Raw genomic sequence first — 21,913 nt, 5'->3', positions numbered from 1 at the left:
GAATCCCCATCCCCTCCCCGGAGCGATCGCCTCGATGAGGACCATCTATCCACTTTCCGAAAGCAAGGACACGCTGCTCGATCGTCTCGGCGCCAGGCTCGCCGCACGCCTGCAGGCGCAGACGTCGGGCTACGAGCCCTACACGCCATCCGATCAGGAAACGCTGGCGCGCACGCTGCGCCCGGGCGACATTCTCCTGATCGAAGGCAACCAGAAGGTTTCGGCAGCGATCAAGTATCTGACGCAATCGACCTGGTCGCATGCCGCCTTCTTTGCCGGTGACCAGATGCCGCTGACGCTCGATCAGGCGACACTACCCGTCATCGAGCGGCCGCAACTGATCGAGGTAAACATCGGCGAGGGCTGCGTTGCCGTGCCGTTGAAGAAATACGCCTCGTTCAACACCCGCATCTGCCGGCCTATCGCGCTGACGCCGGATGATCGCACAGCACTCGTCGGCTTCATGATCTCGAGGCTCGGGATGAAATACGACCTGAAGAACATTTTGGACATGCTGCGCTATTTCATGCCGACGCCGCCGGTTCCGGTGCGCTGGCGGCGGCGCCTGCTTGCCTTCGGTTCCGGCGACCCGACGCGCGCGATCTGCTCGACGCTGATTGCGGCCGCCTTCGAGCAGATCCGCTATCCGATCCTGCCCGAGGTTACCCGCGCGCCCGGACGGGCGTCCGCGACCTCGACCTATTCACGCGAGGAGATCCTGCATATCCGCCATCATTCGCTCTACACGCCCAGGGATTTCGACCTCTCGCCGTTCTTCGCGATCGTCAAGCCGACGCTGGAGTTCGGCTTCGACTACAAGCGATTACTCTGGCAAGGTGACGGAGAACACCCGTTCAAAGGTTGAGAGCGAGCGCCTGTTCGCGGGCCATGTAATCGCGCTGGCGGTCGGTGATGTAATCGCGAACGATCGGCGCCGCATCACGCGAGCGCGACAGCTGCATGTGGAAGACAAGCTGGCTGCCGGTGCGGAACATCATCTCGGCACTGATCAGATAGAACTCCCACATGCGGGCAAAGCGCTCGTCGTATAGCGCGATCACCTTGTCGCGGTTCGCGTCGAAGCGCGCGCCCCAATGGGCAAGCGTCGTCGCGTAGTGCACCCGCAGGAATTCGAGATCGCTGACCCAGAGGCTGTTGCGCTCGACGACCTCGAAGACCTCCGACAGTGCCGGCGAATAGGCGCCCGGGAAGATGTACTTGCGAAGCCACGAGCTCGCCATGCCGGGCGGGCTCATGTGGCCGATCGAATGCAGCACCGCCAGGCCGTCGTCCGGCATCAGCGCGTTCAGCTTCTTGAAGAACTCGTCATAGTGATGGACGCCGACATGTTCGAACATCCCGACCGAGACGATGCGGTCGAACGGCCCCTGCACATCGCGATAGTCCTTGAGCTCGAAACGCACCCGGTCCGACAGGCCCGCCTTGCGCGCCCGTTCGGTGGCAAGCGCCTGCTGCTCCTTGGAAAGCGTGACGCCGAGCACCTGAACATCCGCCAGCTGCGCCAAGTACATCGCGAGATCGCCCCAGCCGCAGCCAATATCCAGCACCTTCATGCCGGGCTCCAGGCAAAGCTTGGAGGCAAGCAACCTCAGCTTGTTGCGCTGCGCCGTCTCGAGCGTCTCGTTGGGCTCGCGGAAGTAGGCGCAGGAGTAGAGCATGTTCTCGTCGAGGAACAGCTTGTAGAACTCGTTGCCGAGATCGTAGTGATGCGCGACGTTCTGCTGGGCCTTGCCCTTGGGGTTGGCCTGCTGACGCTTGCGGAAACGCATTTTTACCGCGCGCAGCAACTTCTGGATCGGGTAGGAGCCGAGCGACAGGCGGTTGATCGAAAACAGCGTCAGGAAATCGCGGAGGGTGGAGCCCTCCTCGAAGCGCATGGTGCCGTCCATATAGGCTTCGCCGGCGGCCAGTTCGGCATTGAAGACGAGGCTGCGATAAAGCTTCTTGTCGGTGAGACGCATCGTCACTTCCGGTCCTGGCGTCCCGGAATAAACGTGCCTCTTGCCATCGGCATCGATCACCGTCAGGCGACCCTTGCGAATGAACGACTTCATCATATGCGACAATGGGAACATGCAGGCCCTCTCGTGACACGTCGTATCGGCGCCGCATCCTAGCACCCGTTTTTCGAAATGCGCCCCTTAAATTTCTGGTTGCTCATGCGGTCTGCCCGAAACGAAAACGGGGACGGCAACCTTCGCTGCCGTCCCCGTCCAAACTGACCTGGTCGATGCCTCAGTCCTTGGCGCGCTCGACGTAGGAGCCGTCTTCCGTCGCGATGATGACGCGGGTGCCGGCCTGGATATGCGGCGGAACCAGCGTGCGGACGCCGTTCGACAGAATGGCCGGCTTGTAGGACGACGAAGCCGTCTGGCCCTTGACGACCGGCTCGGTCTCGGTGATTTCGAGCGTCACGTGGCGCGGCAGGTCGATGGCGATCGCCAGGCCTTCGTGGATCGAAAGAATGACGGCCATGCCTTCCTGCAGGTAGGCCTTGAGATCGCCGATGTCCTCGGTGGTCATGACCAGCTGGTCATAGCTTTCCGGGTTCATGAAGTGGAAGCCTTCGGCATCTTCATAGAGGAAGGTGTGCTCGCGGTCTTCGACGAAGGCGCGCTCGACCTGTTCGGTCGTGCGGTAGCGTTCGGAGACCTTCACGCCGTCGGAAATGCGGCGCATGTCGACCTGGGTGACCGGCGTGCCCTTGCCCGGGTGGAAGTTCTGGGCGGTAAGCACGACATAGAGCTTGCCGTCGACGTCGAGAACGTTGCCCTTACGGACAGATGAAGCGATGACCTTGACCATTAGTCTTCCTTGTAACAGAGGTATGCGCGACACCGCGGGCCGGAAACACGGGCCCTGAAGGACGCGGAAAGAAGGATTTCGCGCCGCCACTACCCTAATTTCGCGCAAATAGCCAGCCTGAGCCGGTATCTGCACGAAGAAAGCCTGGACTGAACCGATCATGTCGCATGCCTCACCCTGGTGGACACCCGATGTCCATGCCGACCGGCGCCCGTTTCTTCTCGGCCGCAACCGGATCCAATCGGTATTGCGCCGGTTCTTCGAGACACGCGACTTCATCGAGGTCGACACCGCGACCCTGCAGGTCTCGCCCGGCAACGAGGCGCACCTGCATGCCTTCGCGACCGAGGCGCTCAACCACGACGGAACCGACCATCCGCTCTATCTGCACACCTCGCCGGAATTTGCCTGCAAGAAGCTGCTGGCCGGCGGCGAAGAGCGCATCGCCTGCTTTGCCCATGTCTACCGCAATCGCGAGCGCGGGCCGCTTCATCACCCCGAGTTCACCATGCTCGAATGGTACCGCGCCGGCGAAAGCTACGAGGCGTTGATGCGCGACTGCGCCGAGATCCTGGCGCTTGCGGCGGAAACCACCGGCACCAAGCATTTTATTTTCCAGGGGCAGGCCTGCGATCCCTTCGCCGCTCCGGAGCGCCTCAGCGTGGCGGACGCCTTCGAGCGCTTTGCCGGCATCGACCTGCTGGCCTCGATCGCCGCCAATGGCGAGACCGACCGCGACCATCTGGCTGCCACGATGGCGGCAGCCGGCCTTCGGGTCGCCCATGACGACACCTGGGCCGATCTTTTCAGCCGGGTGCTTGTCGAAAAGGTCGAGCCGCACCTCGGCTTCGGCCGCGCAACGATCCTCGACGAATATCCAACCGCCGAGGCGGCACTGGCGCGTCCTGCCGCACGCGACCCTCGCGTTGCCGAACGTTTCGAGCTCTATGCCTGCGGCGTTGAGCTTGCCAATGCCTTCGGCGAGCTGACGGATGCGCCGGAACAACGGCGTCGATTCGAAATGGAGATGGCGGAGAAGGCCCGCGTTTACGGCGAGACCTATCCGCTCGACGAGGATTTTCTTGCAGCGCTCGCGATCATGCCCGAGGCAAGCGGCATCGCGCTCGGCTTCGACCGGCTGGTGATGCTCGCAACCGGAGCCTCACGCATCGACCAGGTGCTCTGGGCGCCAGTGGCGGAGACACGAGCGTGAACGCGCACCGCCCGATCAAGACCGCACGCGAACTGGTCGAAACAGGCCTCATCGACAGCGCCAAGGAGGCGGCGGTTGCCGCCGTTGCCGAGCGTTATGCCGTTGCGATCAGCCCCGTCATCGCCGGTCTCATCGATCCCAACGACCCCAATGACCCGATTGCACGGCAGTTCGTGCCGGATGCCGCCGAGTTGACCCTGCTACCCGAAGAGCGCGAGGACCCGATCGGCGACAAGCCGCACAGTCCCGTGACCGGCATCGTCCACCGTTATCCCGACCGGGTGCTCCTGAAGGCCGTGCATGTCTGCCCGGTCTATTGCCGCTTCTGCTTCCGCCGCGAAATGGTCGGGCCCCAAGGGCTCGGCACGCTGACGCCAGCCGAACTCGATGCCGCGATCGCCTATATCGCAAGCCACGAGGAAATCTGGGAGGTGATCCTCACCGGCGGCGATCCGCTGGTACTGTCCCCGCGGCGGCTCGCCGAACTCATGGAACGGCTGAAGCCGATCCCGCATGTAAAGGTCGTCCGCTTCCACACCCGCGTGCCCGTGGTCGAGCCGGCACGCATCGACGCCGACCTGATCGCTGCACTCAAAGCCAGCGGCAAGGCGACCTATGTGGCGCTGCATGCCAACCACCCGCGCGAGCTGACGGACGAGGCGCGTGCCGCCTCTGCCCGCCTGATCGATGCCGGCATCGTCATGATCAGCCAATCGGTGCTCTTGAGGGGCGTCAACGACGATGCCGAGGTGCTTGCCAGCCTGATGCGCGCCTTCGTCGAAACGCGGATCAAGCCCTACTACCTGCACCACCCGGATCTCGCCCCCGGCACCAGCCATTTTCGCCTGACGATCGAGGAAGGCCAGGCGCTGGTTGCCGCCCTGCGCGGCCGCGTCTCCGGCCTCTGCCAGCCGACCTATATCCTCGACATTCCCGGCGGGCACGGCAAGGCGGTGATCAGCGCTGCCTCGATCGCGGACGAGGGCGGCGGCTGCTACACCGTCACGGATTTTCGCGGCGGCGAGCACAGCTATCCACCGAAAGCCTGATGCACGGCGAGAAATCGCGACTCTCCAAATTATTGAAACTTCTTCAAAATAATCAGCTCATGCATTTTTCTTCGCATCCTGCGAGAAAAATCATCGTGCCCGCGTCACAGCTGTCCGGCGTCGATCGTCAATTGGTCATAAGCAACACGACAACGATGGAGTTGAGACCATGACCGATACCAAGGCCGTCCGCTACGAACAGGAAATCTCCGACGTGCTCGGCGCGCTCGCCGACGTGCACAAGACCATGGACCTGCACGGGCTCGACCGCACGATCCACAATCTCGTGCAGCTGCGCGCCTCACAGATCAACCGCTGCGGCTTCTGCGTGAAGATGCACACCAAGGAATCCCGCACCGAGGGCGAGAGCAACGAGCGGCTCGACCGCATCATCGTCTGGGACCAGGTCAATGATTTCACGCCGCGCGAGAAGGCAGCGCTTGCCTGGACCGAAGCTCTGACCGAACTCGAGCCGCGCACCGACTTTGCGCCGCTTCGCGCCGAGCTGCGCCAGCATTTCAGCGAAAAGGAGATCAGCGTCATCACCGCGACGGTGGCGATGATCAACCTTTGGAACCGCATCCAGATCTCGAGGCACTGACATGAACGACCGGCAGCACATGCAGATCTTCGAGGAGGCGCGCCCGCGCCTTCTCGGCCTTGCCTACCGCATCCTCGGCTCGCGTGCCGATGCGGAAGATGCGGTGCAGGATACGTTCCTGAAATGGCAGGAGGTCGACCGGACAACGATCGAAACGCCGGCGGCGTGGCTGACGACCGCCTGCACGCGGCGCTGCCTCGACCTCCTGAAGGCGGCGCACCGCAAGCGCATCGATTATGTCGGCGCATGGCTACCGGAGCCGATCCATACGGCGAGCGATGACAATGCCGAGGAGAAGCTTGCGCTGACATCCTCACTGACGACGGCCTTCCTGCTGATGCTCGAACGGCTCACACCGAAGGAGCGCGCCGCCTATCTGCTGCACGAGATCTTCGGCCAGCCCTATGAGGAAGTGGCCGAAACGCTCGACATGCAGGAAACCGCCGCCCGCAAGCTGGTGTCGCGCGCCAAGACCAATATCGGGCTCGAAAAAGCCCGGCACCAGACGCCGCGTGAGCGACAGGACGAACTGCTTTCGGCCTTCCACCAGGCAATCCACGGCGGCAATGTCGCTAGCCTCTCGGCCCTGCTTTCGGCCGATGTGAAGCTGACAGCCGACGGCGGCGGCAAGGTGGCGACCGTGCTCGGAGTGCTCTCGGGCAAGGAGACGGTGCTCGCCTTCATCATCGATCGGCTTACCGAATACTGGTCGCATTACGTCTGGGAAATCGGCGACATCAATGGCGGCCGCGGCATCGTGCTTCGGGACGAAGCGAAAAACGAGATCGCGGCAACCGTCGCCTTCGGCTATGACGGCGACGGAAACGTCAACGACATCTTCATCATGCGCAACCCGGACAAGCTCACGCATTTCGGCGAGGCTGCGCTCCACTGATACTGGCGGCATCGCCCTTGCAAACGTGATCCTCCCCACCGGCCAGGCCGGTCGCACGTTTTCGGCAATACCGCTGCATGAGGTACTGACATGCTCGAAAAAACATCCGCAGCCCACCAGGAAACCGGCTGGCGCGCGCTTTTGACCGGCGGGAACGCCGTGCATTCGCTGGTGCTCAGCGGCGGCGTCGCGCTGCACGCGCTCAACATCTACGTCGTGACGACGATCATGCCGTCGATCGTGCGCGAGATCGGCGGGCTCGAATATTACGCCTGGAGCACGACCGTCTTCGTCGCCGCCTCGATCCTCGGCGCGGCCCTGTCGGCCCGGCTGCTTGGTGCCGTCGGCGCCGGCGGCGCTTATGCGATCGGTGCGCTGGTCTTCGGGCTGGGCACACTCCTCTGCGCTGCGGCCCCCTCGATGGCGATGCTGCTCGCCGGCCGCGCGATCCAGGGTTTCGGCGGCGGGCTGCTCTATGCGCTTGCCTATGGCGTGATCCGTGAGGTCTTCCGGCCAGAGCTCTGGACCCGCGCCATCGGCCTGATTTCGGCCACCTGGGGTACGGCGACGCTGGTCGGTCCGGCGATCGGCGGTATGTTCGCGGAGTTTTCCACCTGGCGAGTCGCCTTCTGGTCGCTCTTGCCGCTGACGGCGCTGCTGGCGACCCTCGCCTTCTCGACTTTGCCGCGCAAGGCTGCCGGCGAAGGCGCACGCACGCCGCTTCCCTTGGTGCAACTGACGCTGCTCGTCGCCATCGTGCTTGCGCTTTCCATCGCCAGCACGCTGACCACGGCGGCGGCGCAGGTAGGCTGCGTCGGCGCGGCGATATTCATGTTCCTGGCGCTGCTCGTCGTCGAGAAGCGGGCAACCGGCAAGCTGCTCCCCTCCGGCAGTTTCACCCCGACCTCCCCGCTGGCAGCCCTTTATGCTACGATCACCCTGCTGATGGTCGGCCTGCAGCCGGAAATCTATGTGCCGTACCTCCTGCAGGAGCTGCACGGATTGTCGCCGCTGGTAGCCGGCTACATTGCGGCGCTGATGTCGATCGGCTGGACCGCCGGGTCGATGACAAGCGCCCACTGGCATGGGGAAAGGGCAAAGCAGACGATCTTTGCCGGCCCGGCCTTCGGCTTTGTCGGCCTGGCACTGATTGCGCTGTTCATGCCGATGGCAGGATCGGAATTCATGGTGATCGCCGCGCCGCTCAGCCTCGGCATCATGGCGGTCGGCTTCGGCATGGGCTTTGCCTGGCCGCACATCGTGACGGCCGTCTATGAATTTGCGCCGGAAGGCGAAGCGGAGAAGGCGTCGAGCTCGATTACCACGGTCCAGCTCTTCGCCGCAGCACTCGGCGCGGCGCTGGCCGGGCTTACCGCCAATCTCGCCGGCATCGAAACGCCGTCGACGGAAGGCGTGGCGATGGCGACACGCTGGCTCTTCTGGCTGTTTGCGCTGATGCCGGCGCTGGCCGTTCTGACAGCCGGACGTGTCTGGCGGGCGCGCCGAACGGCGAAATAGGCGCCTTTGCGGGCCTTCCCCGGGGTGGAGGGCCTGCAAAATGCAAGCTGTGCGGCGGGGTGCATCACGCCCTTGGGAGGAGAGGATGGAAGCCGAGGAGATCGGCCTTCACGGCGTACGGGAGACCTTGCTGGTCACGCTCCAGGCCAAAGCCGCAGAGAGCGCGTTCCCGGATTCCCTGCTCAACGATCACTTTGCCGCCGATCTCATGCGGCGGCTCGCCGGCAGGCCGAAACCGCCCGATGCCGGCCACGACATGACCATCGGCATTGCCGTGCGCGCCCATATGCTCGACCGCTGGGCGCGCGCCTTTATCGGGCGCCACCCGGACGCAATCGTGCTCAACCTCGGCTGCGGTCTCGACACACGTATATTGCGGCTCGATCCGCCCGCGTCCGTCGGCTGGTTCGATGTCGACTTTCCCGATGTGATCGCCTTGCGGCGACAGCTTTTCCCGGCGCGCGCCGGCTGCACGACGATCGCCTCCTCGATAACGGAGCGCGAGTGGATCGACCTCGTTCCGGCGGACCGCCCGGCGATCGTCGTCGCCGAGGGCGTGTTTCCCTATCTCTCAGAACACGAGGTCCGCGACGTCTTGCGACGGCTGACCTCCTGCCTTGCCGGCGGGGAAATCGTCTTTGACGCCTACAGCCATCTCGGTATCGAGCTTTTGCGGCTGAGCCCATCGCTGCGGGCAACGGGGGCGGAGCTTCGCTGGGGGCTGGAAAACGCGCAAACGCTGGAACGCGACGTGCCCGGGCTGACGTTGCTCGACGAGATCAGCGAGTATGATTCAGGCCAGGTCGCACGCCTGTCGCCGATGGCGCGGATAGCGGCGCATGTCGTCAGCGCCCTGCCGATGCTGCGCCGGATGGGCCGCCTGTTGCGCTACCGTTTCTAGCCCGGCAAGGCATGAAAAGGGCCGCGCCTTGCGGCGCAGCCCCTTCGATTGCAAGCGGTCGCTTTCGGCCGATCAGGCCTTGATCGGCGCGATCGAGATTTCGACGCGGCGGTTCTGCGCGCGGCCGGCTTCGCTTCCGTTGGAGGCGATCGGACGCTCCTTGCCGTAGCCCATGGCCGACATGCGGCGCTGGTCGACGCCCTGGCCCGCCAGGTAGTTGGCGACCGAAGCGGCGCGGCGCTCGGAGAGGCCCTGGTTGTAGGAGGCGCTGCCGGTCGCGTCGGTGTGGCCATCGACGTCGATCATCGTCTTGTTGAACTTGCGCAGCACGATCGCCACCGAGTTCAGCGTGTCGTAGAAAGCCGGGATCACCTGGTCGCGGTCGGTCGCGAACGTGATGTTGGACGGCATGTTGAGGATGATGCGGTCGCCGGCGCGGGTGACCGATACGCCGGTGCCCTGCAACTGGGCGCGCAGTTCGGCTTCCTGGTTGTCCATGTAGTTGCCGATCAGGCCGCCGCCGAGACCGCCAATCGCGGCGCCGACGAGTGCGGAGTCACGCCGTCCTGCGGCACTGCCGCCAACCAGCAGACCGGTCGCCGCGCCGAGGCCTGCGCCGATCAGCGCGCCACCGGCCGTGTTCGACATCTTCTGCTCGCCCGTATAGGGATCGGTGGTGGTGCATCCCGAAAGATAGATGGCCGCGACAGCCAGAATGGCGCATTTCTTGATCATGGAATCAGTTGTCCCCATTGGTGCTCGAAGTTGCTTCATACTAGCGATTGCGGCAGGAAGATGAAGAGGCGTCCCATTCACGCCAAGGTTTACCGGCAAATCCAGCTTCGCCAGCGGCTGGCGTGGCCATCAGGGCACACATAAACCGATCCTTCACACGCTCTTGATAGGACGGGCACCAAAGAAAAGAGAGGCAAGCTCCAATGGCAATCGAGTTCGGCGACACGCAACGCAGTCTCAGCGACACGCTCAACGGCATGATTGCCTCGATCCGCGGCGAGACGATCACGCTACGCGAGCTGATGACGGAAATCGGCGAACAGGGCTTCCTGCTGCTGTGCGCCCTGCTGACGCTGCCGTTTCTGCTGCCGGTGTCGATCCCGGGCGTCAGCACCGTCTTCGGCGCAGCGATCATCCTGATTTCCGTATCGGTCACGCTCAATCGCCTGCCGTGGATGCCGCAGCGCATTCTCGATCGCCGGATCGAAACCGAGAAGCTGGTGCCGACGCTGCAGAAAGGCGCGAATCTCGTTTCCAAGCTGGATCGTTACGTCCGTCCGCGTCTCGGCTTCCTGACGAAGGGCGCGCTGATGAACCGATTCAACGGCCTGATGATCATGGCCGGCGGCATTCTCCTGATGTTCCCGCTCGGCCTGATCCCGCTGTCGAACACGCTGCCGGGGATCGCGATCCTCTTACTCTCGCTCGGTATCATTCAGCGCGACGGACTGATGGTGGCCGGGGGCTATCTCTTCCTGATCGCGACCACGGTCTACTTCACCGTGCTTGCCTATATGGCCTTTGCCGCCGGTCAGGGCCTGTCGTCGTTCTTCGTCTCCTGACACCTCATCAGGCGTGTGGATCGGCCCGGCCAACTGCCGGGCCTTTTCGTTCTGACCATCTGTGGCACGCAATTCCGGACCGAAACCGCTGTACACGTTTCCTGGAATTGCTCTAGGCAGCCAGACCGCCGAAAGCCCGGTAGCTGGCAAAGTCGGTGCGGATGCCGAGTGTCTTCATCAGCGCCTCGCGGTTAAGGCCGAGCTGGCGGTCGAACTCGACGAGGGCGGCCGCGACCTTCGGCGCGACGTCGGCGCTCGCAAACTCGATCAGGGTGATGAAGTCGAACTGGCCGGGGCCGGCGTGCTGCTCCAGAAACAGGTCCTTCACATAGCCGTCCTGCTTGCGGATGACTGCGAGCGTCTTGTCGACGAGTTCGACGAACTGCTGGCGTGCTTCCAGCGGCACGGTGTACTTATTGATACGGTAAAGCGGCGCCACGACGGCCGGCTTCGATTGGCTGCTCATTGCTCTTTCCTCTTCGTCTCTTTTGAACAGGAGCAGTCGTACGACCTCAAGTAAAGTTGAGGTCAATAGCGGTGATCGCGCTTTTACTCGCGCCGGCGCCGTCAGCCGGAAAGTCCCTTCAGCACATTGGCGACATTGAGCCCTATCTCCGGCACGCCGTAACCGCCCTCCATGCAGACGACCACCGGCAAGCCCGTGCGCTTCAACGCCGCGCCCATGCGGATGTAATCGTCGGATGTCAGCCGGAAGAACGAGATCGGATCGCGCTCGAAGGTGTCGACGCCGAGCGACACGACCATGGCCTCCGCGCCGAAGGCCGCAATACGGGCAAGCGCGTCGGCCATGGCGGCCGACCACACGTCGTAACCGGTGCGGCGCGGCAGCGGGTAGTTTTTCGTCGTGCCCAGCCCCTCGCCGGCCCCCTCCTCGTCGGCAAAGCCGAGGAAATAGGGGAAGGCGTCAACGGGATCGCCATGCAGCGATGCGAAATAGACGTCGTTGCGCTCGTAGAAGATGTCCTGGGTGCCGTTGCCGTGATGGAAGTCGACGTCGAGCACCGCCACCTTGGCGGCACCCTGATCCCTCAGGCGCTGGGCGGCGCAGGCGGCATTGTTGATGAAGGAATAGCCGCCATAAAGGTCGATAGCCGCATGATGGCCGGGCGGACGGCAGAGTGCGAACGCCGCACGGTTTCCGGCATGGATATGGTCGGCGGCAGAAAGTGCGCAGTCCATCGCCGCCCGCGCCGCGGCATAGGTACCCTCGGTGATCGCCGTTTCCGCCGCAAAAGAATAGTAGCCGAGCGCGCCATCGATATCGCGGGGCGGATGCTGGCGCATGCGCCTCGCCGGAAAGCAGGTGGCGATCGCTTCGCCGCGATAGCCGTCGGCGACCCAGCGCGACCAGGCGGTTTCGAGAAAGTCGAGATAGTCAGGCGAATGCAGTTTGAGGGCGACGTCGAGGCCATGGTGGTCGGGGGCAACGACATCGCGAAACCCCGCTTCCTTCACCGCCGCAAGGATCCACTCGGCCCGGAACGGCGCCTCGAAGGGCGCAACGAGCTCGCCACCGAACAGCTCGGTCTTGGCGTCACGGAGCTTGTGGTCCTCGGAGTAGAAGATGTGCATGAACGTATCCTGAAGAGGCAACGGAAGGGTGCTGGTACCCTACCCGCGGTTTCAGGCTTGGCAACCTGCCCCTCATCCGCCCGGTGAGGGCTCGCCCCTCATCCGGCCTGCCGGCCACCTTCTCCCCGCAAGCGGGGCGAAGGAGACGCGCGGCACCCGCTCCCCATACGTCGCACGCTCGCGGTCTCTCCAATCAGGCGTACGTGAAGTGGTCAGCCGACGCATCGTACACGTCTCCGGCCTGCCGGGAGAGGGTGAGTCCTCGGGTTAAACCCGATGGGGGGGGCAATTGGGGTAAGGGAGACGACTGAGGCAGCCGGCCACCGTGCTGCGGTCACCCCTAAGCAGCGATCCGTTTGTAAAAGAACGTGGTGGCGCACAGGCCGCCTTCCGGCCACATGGCATAGTCGGGGATGACGCCGACGCGTTCCCAGCCGAGACGGGGATAGATCGCCTCGGCCTCGCTGCCGGTGGCGGTGTCGAGCACCAGCAGGGTCTTGCCGCGGGCGGCCGCTTCGCGCTCGACCGCTTCCATCAGCCGCCGGGCAACGCCCTTGCCGCGGGCGTCGCGGTGCACAAGCAGCTTCTTCAGGTCGCCGCGGTGCGGCTGGTTCGGCATCTGCGCGACGCCCACCTGCACCGTGCCGAGGATGCGGCCCGCCTCCTCCGCCACCATCAGCAGCGTGTCGCCGACCGCGACCGCTCCGGCAACTCCCTGCCAGTAGCCACGCGCACTTTCCGGCGGGTATGGCTGCATGAAACCGACCGACGCGCCACCTTCCACGCAATCGGACAGCACATCCGAAAGCGCCGGGATGGCGGTCACAGCTCCATTTTCATCAAGCAGGCGGATACGAAGATCGGACATGGTCAAGCCTTGGTGCGGCAGAGGACGACGGCGTAGCGTGCCGGCTCATCGTGCGGATTGTGAAAGATGTGGCCCGCCTCCAGGCCCATGAACAGACAGTCGCCGGCTTCGAGCGAATGGGAGCCGGATTCGGTCGTGAGTTCCAGTCGCCCGGAAAACAGCCAGAGATGCTGGGTGATGCCCCGGTCGGACGGTTGCCGCTCGAAGACGACGCGCGCACCCGGCGGAAACTCGACCTCGACGATATCGACGGGGGAGCCAAGACCATCCGGCGAGACGGAGCGGCGCAGATAGCCGGATTCCGGATCGCGCCAGAGGCGCTGGTCGGCACGCCTTGCAACCGGCGACGCCACCCTCGCCTCGAAGGCAAAAAGCGCCGAAAGCGTGGTCGAGAGCGCGCTGCACAGCCTCGCCAGAAGCTGCGCCGTCGGGCTCGCCTCGCCGCGCTCGATGCGCGAGATCATCGCCCGACTGACGCCGGAGCTTAAGGCAAGTTCATCGAGTGTCAGCGCCTGCTTGAGGCGTAACGCCCGGACGCGCTCGCCGATCGCGTGTTCAAGAGGGTCGGTTGGGTTTTCCATTATTTGAGATTGCATTTCTCATATAATGGAGTCAAGTCTGCTGGAACTGAAAATATGGGCATGCGATGCCGCTTTGGCGACAGCGCGACACCAGTCTTTCGGCTATGGTGTCGGCCGAACCGACGAAATCGAGAAATGCTTACGCTTCAATACTTTAGATAGTTCTCACGCGCTTTGCCCTGCGCGGATCCCATTCACAGGTTGCACATGACCAAACAGCCCTCCTCGCTGACCTCGATCGCCAGCATTGTTGCCTCGATGACGGCCGTGGCGATCGGCAACGGCATGATGCTCGCCTATGTGCCCTTCGCGCTGACGCGTTCCGACGCGCCGGACTGGGTGCCGGGGGCAGCGGTGACGATGATCGCCTTCGGCGGCTTGGTCGGCTGCGTCATCGCCGGGCCGATGATCCGCCGCGTCGGCCATGCGCGCGCCTTCTCCTGCTCGATGGCGCTCGTCATCCTCTCGGCCCTGGCAATCGCGCTCGGCATGCATCCACTTGTCTGGGTGCTGGCCCGTGGTCTCTACGGTGCATCCGGCAACACCAATTTCATTATCGCCCAGAGCTGGCTCAACCACGCAAGCGCGAACCACTGGCGCGGCAAGGCGATGGCACTGTTCTACATGGCCTATGTCATCGGCCTTGGCACCGGCGCCTGGCTGTTCGGGCAGATCCCCGCCGATGGCAACCTGCCGCCACTCGTGACCATCTTCTTCACCGCCCTTGCGCTCCTGCCGATCGGGCTGACGCGGCTGCCGACGCCGCCCGCGCCCGCCAAGGTCAGCATCGATATCCCGATGGTCTGGCGCAATTCGCCGGTCGCCTTCATCGGCGTGCTTGCCGCCGGCGGCCTCTCCATGGTGGTGCAGGGCTTCACGCCGATCTACGCCGCCGCCAACAATGTCAGCCAAGGCGATGTCGCCAACCTGATGTTCGTCATGCAGTTCGGGCTGATCGCCATCCAGTATCCGATGGGAACGCTGTCGGACCGGATCGACCGCCGGCTCGTGCTGATCGGCACCTGCCTGTTGATCCTCGTCGCCGGCTTCCTCGCGCTCTCGGCCACGTTCAGCAACCTGATCCTGTTGATGCTGGTTTTCGCGCTCTTTGCCGGCGCGGTCGAGACCGTCTATTCGATTGCCAATGCGCATGCCAACGACCGGACGGATCCGGCCGATTTCGTGCCGCTTGCGAGCACCATGCTGGTCGCCTGGTCGGCCGCCGCCACGGTGGTGCCGCTGATGGTGACGGTGCTGATGCCGGTCTTCGGGCCGCGCACCTTCATCTATGCGGCGATGGCGGTTGCCGCGCTCTATGCGCTCTTCGTGCTGGCAAGGCTCAGGAAGCGGGACGAGGTGCCGGCGGCCGAGCGCGAGAGCTTCGAACTCAAGAGCGCGCAGATGCCGAATGCAGGCGCGCTGGTCGAGGCCGAGGCAAGGGCCGAATAGGCCGATTTATAGTGAACGAAGCCTTCATTTCCCGCTTTGCGGCGATTGAAGGCACTGCTATATGCGGCCCATGAGCACAACATCTTCGAAAACGCCCCTTTCGCATATCCGCAACTTCTCGATCGTGGCCCACATCGACCACGGCAAGTCGACGCTTGCCGACCGGCTGATCCAGTCCACCGGCGGCCTCGCCGAACGCGAGATGTCCGAGCAGGTGCTCGACAGCATGGATATCGAACGCGAGCGCGGCATCACCATCAAGGCCCAGACGGTGCGTCTGCACTACAAGGCCAATGACGGCGAAACCTATGTGCTGAACCTCATCGACACGCCCGGCCACGTCGACTTCGCCTACGAAGTCTCGCGCTCGCTGTCGGCCTGCGAAGGCTCGCTGCTGGTCGTCGACGCATCCCAGGGCGTCGAAGCCCAGACGCTCGCCAACGTCTACCAGGCGATCGACAACAACCACGAGCTCGTCACCGTGCTCAACAAGATCGACCTGCCGGCGGCAGAACCCGACCGCATCAAGGAACAGATCGAGGAAGTCATCGGCATCGACGCATCCGACGCGGTGCTGATTTCGGCAAAGACCGGCCTCGGCATTCCCGATGTGCTCGAAGCGATCGTCACCAGGCTTCCGGCGCCGAAGAGCGACGGCGGCGATACGGCGCCGTTGAAGGCCCTGCTCGTCGACAGCTGGTACGACACCTATCTCGGCGTCATGGTTCTCGTGCGCATCATCGACGGCACGCTCAAGAAGGGCATGACCATCCGCATGATGGGCACCGACGCCAAGTACACGATCGAGCGCGTCGGCGTGCTGACCCCGAAGATGGTGGCGATGGATGCGCTCGGCCCGGGCGAGATCGGTTTCATCACCGCCTCGATCAAGGAAGTGGCCGACACCCGCGTCGGCGATACCATCACCGAGGACAAGCGCCCGACCGACAAGGCGCTGCCGGGCTTCAAACCGGCGCAGCCGGTGGTCTTCTGCGGTCTCTTCCCGGTAGACGCCGCCGACTTCGAGGACCTGCGCTCGGCGATGGGCAAGCTGCGCCTCAACGACGCCTCGTTCTCGTTCGAAATGGAATCCTCGGCAGCACTCGGCTTCGGCTTCCGCTGCGGCTTCCTTGGGCTTCTGCATCTTGAAATCATCCAGGAGCGGCTCGAACGCGAGTTCGACCTCGACCTGATCGCGACGGCCCCTTCGGTCGTCTACAAGCTGTTCATGACCGACGGCTCGGAGCGCGAACTGCACAACCCGGCCGACATGCCCGACGTCGTCAAGATCGCCGAAATCCACGAGCCGTGGATCCGCGCGACGATCCTGACCCCCGACGACTATCTCGGCGGCATCCTCAAGCTCTGCCAGGACCGCCGCGGCATCCAGATCGAGCTGACCTATGTCGGCACCCGCGCGATGTTGACCTACGACCTGCCGCTCAACGAAGTCGTGTTCGATTTCTACGACCGCCTGAAGTCGATCTCCAAGGGTTATGCCTCGTTCGACTACCAGATCACCGAGCACAAGGAAGGCAACCTTGTGAAGATGTCGATCCTCGTCAATGGCGAGCCGGTCGACGCCTTGTCGATGATGGTGCACCGGATGGCGGCCGAAAAGCGCGGCCGCGAAATGTGCGAGAAGCTCAAGGAGCTGATCCCGAAGCACATGTTCAAGATCCCGATCCAGGCGGCGATCGGCGGCAACGTCATTGCCCGCGAAACCATCTCGGCTCTGCGCAAGGACGTGACGGCCAAGTGCTATGGCGGCGACGCCACCCGCAAGCGCAAGCTGCTCGAAAAGCAGAAGGCCGGCAAGAAGCGCATGCGCCAGTTCGGCAAGGTGGAGATCCCGCAGGAAGCCTTCATCGCCGCCCTCAAGATGGGCGACGAATAAGCGGCAGCGCTGCATGTTTCAACGTTTGAAAGGGCGGCCCTCGGGTCGCCCTTTTTGGTTTGTGAAGGTGAGGCGATGCTGGAGCAGCAGGATTGGTCGCACGCAGGCGTGGTTTCCCGGACTAGCTACTCCGTTATTCTGGGCCACGGCGTCTCACAGTGACCTCTCACGACGGTTACTCCGGCAGCTTCTTCGGCAGCCAGAGCCAGGCGATGATGCCCAATGCGAGCAGCGACAGGGCGCCGACGCCGGTCGCGATGTGAAGACCGGTGAGGAAGGCTTCCTTGGCCTGCAGCACCGTTTCAGAAGCAAGGCCCGGATGATCGAGGGTTTCGTTCAGCGTGCCGGCCACGCCGGGGCCGAGCAGCCGGAAGCTGAGTGCCGCCAGTGAACCCAAAAGTGTGATACCGAGCGCATTTCCGAGTTCGTTGCTGGTCTCGGCGATCGAGCCCGCGGCACCGGCGCGTTCCGCAGGCACCGCCGACACGGCGATCTCGGCGACGAGGCTGAAGGAGAGGCCGTAGCCGATGCCCGCAACCACAGTCGAGGCGATGAGCGCTGCCACGCCCGCCTCGGTGCTCGTGAGGAGCAGTAGAAAGAGGCCGGCTGCGATCAGGAAATGCGTCGCAACAAGCGCCGTCTTGCGGCCGACCACATCGACGATGCGCGCTGTCCCGACACAAGTCGCCATCAGCACGACGGCGCCGGGCAAGGTCAAAAGTGCTGCGGTAAAAACATCGAAGCCGAGGACCGATTGCAGATAGATGCCCGAGAGGTAACCGACGGCGGACCAGACGACCAGCGGCAGGAGGCCGGTGAGAATGGCGATGGAAAAGATGCGGTCCCGGAACAGGCCGAGGTCGAGCAGCGGATAGGCGATCCGCGTTTGCCTGCGAATAAACAACGCGATGGCGAGGACGCCGACGATCCCGGCAAGCGTCTGCAGCGGCGTGAAGCCGTAGGCGGCCGCGGTCTTCAGCGAATAGGTGGTGAGCAGGATACCGGCAAAGGACAGGACAAGGCTTGGCAGGTCAATGCGGCCATAGGTCGTGGAGCGCACCTCGCGAAGCAGAATGGGTGCGGCGACCAGGAAGCCGAGCACGACGGGAACGTTAATCAGGAACACCACGCCCCACTCGAGCCGCTGCAACAGGATGCCGCCGATAACCGGACCGATGGCGAAGCCGGCTGCAAAGGTGGCGGCGAAGATGCCGATCGCCTGCGCCCGCAGTCGCGGATCCGGAAACAGCGCGCTGACGATTGCCAGCCCCGAGGGCAGCAATGTCGCGCCGCCGAGCCCCATCAGCGCCCGGGAAGCAATCAACGCCATGGGCGACTGCGCATAGGCCGCACCGAGCGATCCTGCACCGAAGATCACCGCGCCGATCATGATCAGCTTCAACCGCCCGTAGCGATCGCCGATATTGCCGAAGGCAATCAGCAGCGAACCGACGACGAAACCGTAGATATCGAGGATCCAGAGCGCCTGGTCGGCGGTGGGCAAGAGAGCCGAAGTCACGCGCGGCATGGCGAGATAGAGGATGGAGCCATCCATGGCCACGATGAGGACCAGTGGCAGCACGGCGATGAGGCCGAGCCATGCGCTTCGGCCTTGGGAGTGAGGGAGTGAGACGTCAGTCATTGGGCACGAATCCTTTGCAAACGGCACGCGTCGGCATGCCGCTTCGGCCGCCGCCCGTGAGGAGGCGGATGGTTGCGGTTGGGAGATATCTTCTATATACTTAAGGTAAGTTACTTTTGGTATATAGTGATGTCAAGCACCATGGAAAGAGACACGGTCACCGCCAAACGCGTTCGCCTCACCCGCGAGCAGCGGCTACGCCAGCTGCTGGACGTCGCCTGGAGGCTCGTTCGCGAGGAAGGGACCGATGTGCTGACGCTGCCGCGCCTGGCCGAGGAAGCGGCCGTCGCCAAGCCGGTCGTCTATGATCATTTCGGAACACGCAACGGACTGCTCGCCGCGCTCTACCAGGATTTTGATGTGCGCCAGACGGTGGTGATGGACGCTGCCATTGCCGCGAGCGACCCAACGCTGGAAGCGACAGTCAGGACGATTGCCGCCTCCTATGTCGACTGCGTGCTCACGCAGGGTCGCGAGATGCCCGGCGTGCTGGCGGCCCTCGCCGGCTCGCCCGAGCTTGCGGCCGTTAAACGGGACTATCAGCTGGTCTATATCGAAAAGTGCCGAAAGGTGCTGGGCCCGTTCATCGGGCAGAGGGGCATCGCACAGGCCGGTTTCTGGGCAATGCTCGGCGCAGCCGATGGCTTGTCCCACGCTGCAGCGACGAGCGAAATCACCGCCGACGAGGCTCAGGACGAGCTTTACGAGACGATCATTGCCATGGTGAACAGAAGCTGCCGTTAGAGCGGCACGCTTTCAAGAGATGCCCTTGGCGAGCGTCGACGCTCTTTTATCGCCGACGCCTCTCGCCAAGGCGTGGGGCCGATCTCCTCAAGACGGATCCATCCTATGATGTCGGCTGCCTCCCCGGACTGAACTTCAGGCCCGGGGATGAAGACCGGGAGGGTGGCGCTGCCAGAGCGGCAGTGCTCGCCTCATCCGTCCTCAAGCACGTACCGCTTCGAAATGCGATCCACCAACTGCCCGTCCTTCAGCGGCACCGCCTTGTCGACCTTGTAGTCGACGAAACCCATCTTGCCGTAATAGCTGAGCCCGCTGACATTGTCCGCACGGATGGTGGCGTTGAGGGCTTTCAGGCCGATCGAGCGGGCGAAGTCGCAGGTGGCCTTAAAGAGCGCCGTGCCGGCGCCGGGCACCTTGTTGTCGGGGCGCGAGAACGTGCCGATGTCGGCCCAATCCTGCGGTATGCCGTCCCAGCGGTCGAGCGCCTGGAAGGCGCAAGGCTCACCCGCCTCGTCCTCGGCGACGAAACAACTGACGAAGCCCGGGCCGGCGAGATAGTGCGCCACGAAGCTCTCAGGCGTGAACGGCGTCTGATGGGCCGTGGTGCCACCGATCGCGATGATCTCGTTGAGGAAAGCGCACAACGCAGGTGCATCTTCTGGCCGCGCCGGGCGCACGTGGATCGTCTTCATCTCAATCGTCATCAAAAATCATTCCTCCTGAAATCGCCTTACGTAGACACGCGGCGGAGCGGCCGCGCCGGGTTGCCGGCGACCACGGCGCCGGCCGCCACGTCCTTCGTCACCACCGAGCCCGCACCGACGATCGCGCCATCCCCGATCGTGACACCGCCGAGAATGATCGCGCCGCCGCCGATCCAGACATCGGCACCGATCGTCACCGGCTTGGCGACTTCGAGGCCTTGGCCGCGAAGCACGGCATCCCTGTGGTGCTCGGCGCAATAGATCTGCACGTTCGGCCCCAGCATCGTCCCCGCCCCGATCGCCACGCGGCCGCTGTCGAGGATCGTGCAGCCGGCATTGAGATAGACGCGGGCGCCAAGGTGGATGTTGATGCCGTAGGAGCAATGGAATGGCGCCTCGATGAAGACGTCGTCAGCGACCGCACCGAACAGCACCCGCAGCGCCGACGCCATGTTTCCACGCTCGATCGGCGCCATGGCGTTGTGCTGATGGACAGCATTGCGTGCCGTCATCCGAAGCGCCTCGAGTTCGTCGACGAGGCAGGAGTACCATTCTCCGGCTGCCATCTTGTCGCGTTCGCTGGCTGTCACGCTTTTGCTTTCGCTTCCGCGGCTTCGCGCCGTGCCAGGCTTTCCGGCGGCCACATCGTCTTCATGTCGTAATAAATCTCGAAAGCCGGTGCGCCGCCCTCGAGCGACAGCCAAGCAACCTTGGAGCGGGTGAAGATATGCGCATCCGGCGGGAAGTCCGACGGGCGGTCAAGGCTTGCGATCCGGACGAAGGAAAGCCAGCCGCGCCGGCCGTAGTCGCTCCAGAGGGCCGTCTGGCATTCGGCACAGCGGTAGACATCATGCGGACGGCCGCTGTCCGTCGGAAGCGTCACGACGACCGGCTCGCCCTCAATGAGTTCGATATTGTCGCGCTCGATCACGCCGTTGACGACGAAGGCGCTACCGACCTGGCGCTGGCAATCGCTGCAATGGCAGCAGTTGACGAACATCGGCGCCGCCTTCAGCCGATAGCGGATCCTGCCGCAGAAGCAGCCGCCGTTTAGTGCCTCGTTCATCCGGTAACCTCCTCCAACGCCGGTTCCTCATTCACCGCGCCGCCCTGATGGCGAACGATCGTCGCGACCCAGGCGCGGGCAAGAGACAGGCCCGCGGCATCCGCCTGCCGGCCGTGGCGCGCGGCGTGTTCGCGATAGCGCGCAAGCCAGGTCGGATCGAGCCGCTTGATGGTGTCCGGGAAAGCGCGGTTCCAGTCTTCGACGAGGTGTGTGTCGGCCTCGAAGTGGAATTGGGTGCCGTAGGCGGCGCGGCCGACGCGGAAGGCCTGATGTCGGGTGACGGCGTTTTCGGCGAGATGGACAGCCCCCTCGGGCAGCGTGAAAGTATCTCCGTGCCACTGGAAGATCGGGAAGCTCTCACCGACGCTGGAAAGGACCGGGTCCTCGGCGCCTTCGCCGCGCACCTCCACCTCGCACCAACCGAACTCCTTGGCCTCGCCCAGCAGGTTCCGGCCCCCATAGGCGCGGGCGAGAAGCTGGCTGCCGAGGCAGATGCCGAGCACGGAACGGCCGCTGTCACCGAAGCGGCGCATCAGCGCGGCAAGATCAGGCAGATAGGGATAGGCGGCATCGTCGAGCGCGCTCTGCTCGCCGCCAAGCACCACCAGTGCGTCGTATCCTTCCGGTGTTTCAGGAACGGCCTCGCCGAGATAGGCGCGGCGGATCTCGATCTCGGCCTTTGCCTCGCGAAGCGCCGTGCCGACCTGGCCGAGCTCGGTCTTCGCCATGTTTTCAACCACCAGCACCCGCATCATCGCATTCCCTTCGCATCGACCGTGGAGATTGACC

The 21,913-nt window shown here is 63.9% G+C and carries 23 protein-coding genes; 11 read left to right on the top strand and 12 right to left on the bottom strand.

Annotated elements, in window-relative coordinates:
- Nucleotides 1–34: 34 nt before the first annotated feature.
- Entirely contained in the window at nucleotides 35–865 is an 831-nt protein-coding gene (locus ASD01_RS28125) for a C40 family peptidase (protein WP_034804665.1), read from the top strand.
- Here the strand turns inward: ASD01_RS28125 and ASD01_RS28120 are convergent.
- Together ASD01_RS28120 and efp are read right to left on the bottom strand one after the other, a co-directional pair.
- Nucleotides 855–2,096, bottom strand: a complete 1,242-nt coding sequence (locus tag ASD01_RS28120; protein WP_029742429.1) for an SAM-dependent methyltransferase — start codon at nucleotides 2,094–2,096, stop codon at nucleotides 855–857. The genes ASD01_RS28125 and ASD01_RS28120 overlap by 11 nt on opposite strands.
- A gap of 160 nt (nucleotides 2,097–2,256) precedes the next feature.
- On the bottom strand, nucleotides 2,257–2,826 hold the full coding sequence (efp, locus tag ASD01_RS28115; RefSeq protein WP_029742428.1) for an elongation factor P: 570 nt from the start codon (nucleotides 2,824–2,826) through the stop codon (nucleotides 2,257–2,259).
- A gap of 160 nt (nucleotides 2,827–2,986) precedes the next feature.
- Between efp and epmA the strand changes: the two genes are divergently transcribed.
- From epmA to ASD01_RS28085, 6 genes are all read left to right on the top strand, one after another.
- Complete coding sequence (epmA, locus tag ASD01_RS28110) at nucleotides 2,987–4,039, top strand: EF-P lysine aminoacylase EpmA (RefSeq protein WP_060644809.1); 1,053 nt, start codon at nucleotides 2,987–2,989, stop codon at nucleotides 4,037–4,039.
- The gene (locus ASD01_RS28105; protein WP_034804669.1) at nucleotides 4,036–5,088 is read left to right on the top strand and encodes a lysine-2,3-aminomutase-like protein; all 1,053 of its coding nucleotides are present in this window, start codon (nucleotides 4,036–4,038) and stop codon (nucleotides 5,086–5,088) included. The genes epmA and ASD01_RS28105 overlap by 4 nt, the downstream gene beginning before the upstream one ends.
- Nucleotides 5,089–5,257: 169 nt before the next feature.
- The gene (locus tag ASD01_RS28100; protein WP_034804671.1) at nucleotides 5,258–5,689 is read left to right on the top strand and encodes a carboxymuconolactone decarboxylase family protein; all 432 of its coding nucleotides are present in this window, start codon (nucleotides 5,258–5,260) and stop codon (nucleotides 5,687–5,689) included.
- A gap of 1 nt (nucleotide 5,690) precedes the next feature.
- On the top strand, nucleotides 5,691–6,584 hold the full coding sequence (sigJ, locus tag ASD01_RS28095; protein WP_034804673.1) for an RNA polymerase sigma factor SigJ: 894 nt from the start codon (nucleotides 5,691–5,693) through the stop codon (nucleotides 6,582–6,584).
- 90 nt (nucleotides 6,585–6,674) lie between these two features.
- On the top strand, nucleotides 6,675–8,102 hold the full coding sequence (locus ASD01_RS28090) for an MFS transporter (protein WP_082572888.1): 1,428 nt from the start codon (nucleotides 6,675–6,677) through the stop codon (nucleotides 8,100–8,102).
- Between the two features lie 85 nt (nucleotides 8,103–8,187).
- A complete protein-coding gene (locus ASD01_RS28085) occupies nucleotides 8,188–9,003 on the top strand; it encodes a class I SAM-dependent methyltransferase (RefSeq protein WP_029742422.1) in 816 nt (271 codons plus the stop codon).
- 72 nt (nucleotides 9,004–9,075) lie between these two features.
- Here ASD01_RS28085 and ASD01_RS28080 read toward each other — a convergent pair whose 3' ends face one another.
- Nucleotides 9,076–9,738, bottom strand: coding sequence for an OmpA family protein (locus ASD01_RS28080; RefSeq protein WP_029742421.1), 663 nt, complete (start codon nucleotides 9,736–9,738; stop codon nucleotides 9,076–9,078).
- A 203-nt stretch (nucleotides 9,739–9,941) separates the two neighbouring features.
- Between ASD01_RS28080 and ASD01_RS28075 the strand changes: the two genes are divergently transcribed.
- Nucleotides 9,942–10,580: an exopolysaccharide biosynthesis protein gene (locus ASD01_RS28075; RefSeq protein WP_034804677.1), complete on the top strand. Its 639-nt coding sequence runs from the start codon at nucleotides 9,942–9,944 to the stop codon at nucleotides 10,578–10,580.
- A gap of 112 nt (nucleotides 10,581–10,692) precedes the next feature.
- Here ASD01_RS28075 and ASD01_RS28070 read toward each other — a convergent pair whose 3' ends face one another.
- From ASD01_RS28070 to ASD01_RS28055, 4 genes are all read right to left on the bottom strand, one after another.
- A complete protein-coding gene (locus tag ASD01_RS28070) occupies nucleotides 10,693–11,046 on the bottom strand; it encodes a hypothetical protein (protein WP_051659684.1) in 354 nt (117 codons plus the stop codon).
- A gap of 101 nt (nucleotides 11,047–11,147) precedes the next feature.
- On the bottom strand, nucleotides 11,148–12,173 hold the full coding sequence (locus ASD01_RS28065) for a histone deacetylase family protein (protein WP_034804680.1): 1,026 nt from the start codon (nucleotides 12,171–12,173) through the stop codon (nucleotides 11,148–11,150).
- Nucleotides 12,174–12,513: 340 nt separating this feature from the next.
- Nucleotides 12,514–13,041, bottom strand: coding sequence for a GNAT family N-acetyltransferase (locus ASD01_RS28060; protein WP_034804683.1), 528 nt, complete (start codon nucleotides 13,039–13,041; stop codon nucleotides 12,514–12,516).
- 2 nt (nucleotides 13,042–13,043) lie between these two features.
- Nucleotides 13,044–13,622 carry a helix-turn-helix domain-containing protein gene (locus tag ASD01_RS28055; RefSeq protein ID WP_177235726.1) on the bottom strand — a complete coding sequence of 193 codons (579 nt, stop codon included), beginning with the start codon at nucleotides 13,620–13,622 and terminating at the stop codon, nucleotides 13,044–13,046.
- Between the two features lie 207 nt (nucleotides 13,623–13,829).
- Here ASD01_RS28055 and ASD01_RS28050 point away from each other — a divergent pair, with 207 nt between their 5' ends.
- Together ASD01_RS28050 and lepA are read left to right on the top strand one after the other, a co-directional pair.
- Nucleotides 13,830–15,071 (top strand): MFS transporter, encoded by a 1,242-nt coding sequence (locus tag ASD01_RS28050; RefSeq protein ID WP_034804697.1) that lies wholly within the window; start codon nucleotides 13,830–13,832, stop codon nucleotides 15,069–15,071.
- 70 nt (nucleotides 15,072–15,141) lie between these two features.
- On the top strand, nucleotides 15,142–16,968 hold the full coding sequence (gene lepA, locus ASD01_RS28045; RefSeq protein ID WP_371273231.1) for a translation elongation factor 4: 1,827 nt from the start codon (nucleotides 15,142–15,144) through the stop codon (nucleotides 16,966–16,968).
- A gap of 175 nt (nucleotides 16,969–17,143) precedes the next feature.
- On the opposite strand, the gene ASD01_RS28040 is transcribed toward lepA, so the two are convergent.
- Entirely contained in the window at nucleotides 17,144–18,610 is a 1,467-nt protein-coding gene (locus ASD01_RS28040) for an MFS transporter (RefSeq protein ID WP_034804703.1), read from the bottom strand.
- A 141-nt stretch (nucleotides 18,611–18,751) separates the two neighbouring features.
- On the opposite strand from ASD01_RS28040, the gene ASD01_RS28035 reads away from it, so the two are divergent.
- The gene (locus ASD01_RS28035; protein WP_226020639.1) at nucleotides 18,752–19,354 is read left to right on the top strand and encodes a TetR/AcrR family transcriptional regulator; all 603 of its coding nucleotides are present in this window, start codon (nucleotides 18,752–18,754) and stop codon (nucleotides 19,352–19,354) included.
- A gap of 191 nt (nucleotides 19,355–19,545) precedes the next feature.
- On the opposite strand, the gene ASD01_RS28030 is transcribed toward ASD01_RS28035, so the two are convergent.
- From ASD01_RS28030 to ASD01_RS28015, 4 genes are read right to left on the bottom strand one after another with little or no spacing between them, the layout of a single operon-like run.
- Nucleotides 19,546–20,058, bottom strand: coding sequence for a GNAT family N-acetyltransferase (locus ASD01_RS28030; RefSeq protein WP_034804709.1), 513 nt, complete (start codon nucleotides 20,056–20,058; stop codon nucleotides 19,546–19,548).
- A gap of 26 nt (nucleotides 20,059–20,084) precedes the next feature.
- The gene (locus ASD01_RS28025) at nucleotides 20,085–20,648 is read right to left on the bottom strand and encodes a sugar O-acetyltransferase (RefSeq protein ID WP_034804712.1); all 564 of its coding nucleotides are present in this window, start codon (nucleotides 20,646–20,648) and stop codon (nucleotides 20,085–20,087) included.
- Nucleotides 20,645–21,124: a GFA family protein gene (locus tag ASD01_RS28020; protein ID WP_034804714.1), complete on the bottom strand. Its 480-nt coding sequence runs from the start codon at nucleotides 21,122–21,124 to the stop codon at nucleotides 20,645–20,647. The genes ASD01_RS28025 and ASD01_RS28020 overlap by 4 nt, the downstream gene beginning before the upstream one ends.
- Nucleotides 21,121–21,876 (bottom strand): type 1 glutamine amidotransferase, encoded by a 756-nt coding sequence (locus ASD01_RS28015; RefSeq protein WP_034805243.1) that lies wholly within the window; start codon nucleotides 21,874–21,876, stop codon nucleotides 21,121–21,123. Before ASD01_RS28015 ends, ASD01_RS28020 begins: the two co-directional genes overlap by 4 nt.
- Nucleotides 21,877–21,913: the final 37 nt, after the last annotated feature.

This window comes from Ensifer sp. Root423 (assembly GCF_001426275.1).
GTDB lineage: Bacteria > Pseudomonadota > Alphaproteobacteria > Rhizobiales > Rhizobiaceae > Ensifer > Ensifer adhaerens.
Note: the sequence above shows the minus strand (reverse complement) of the source record. Positions and strands in the feature narration are given on the sequence as shown.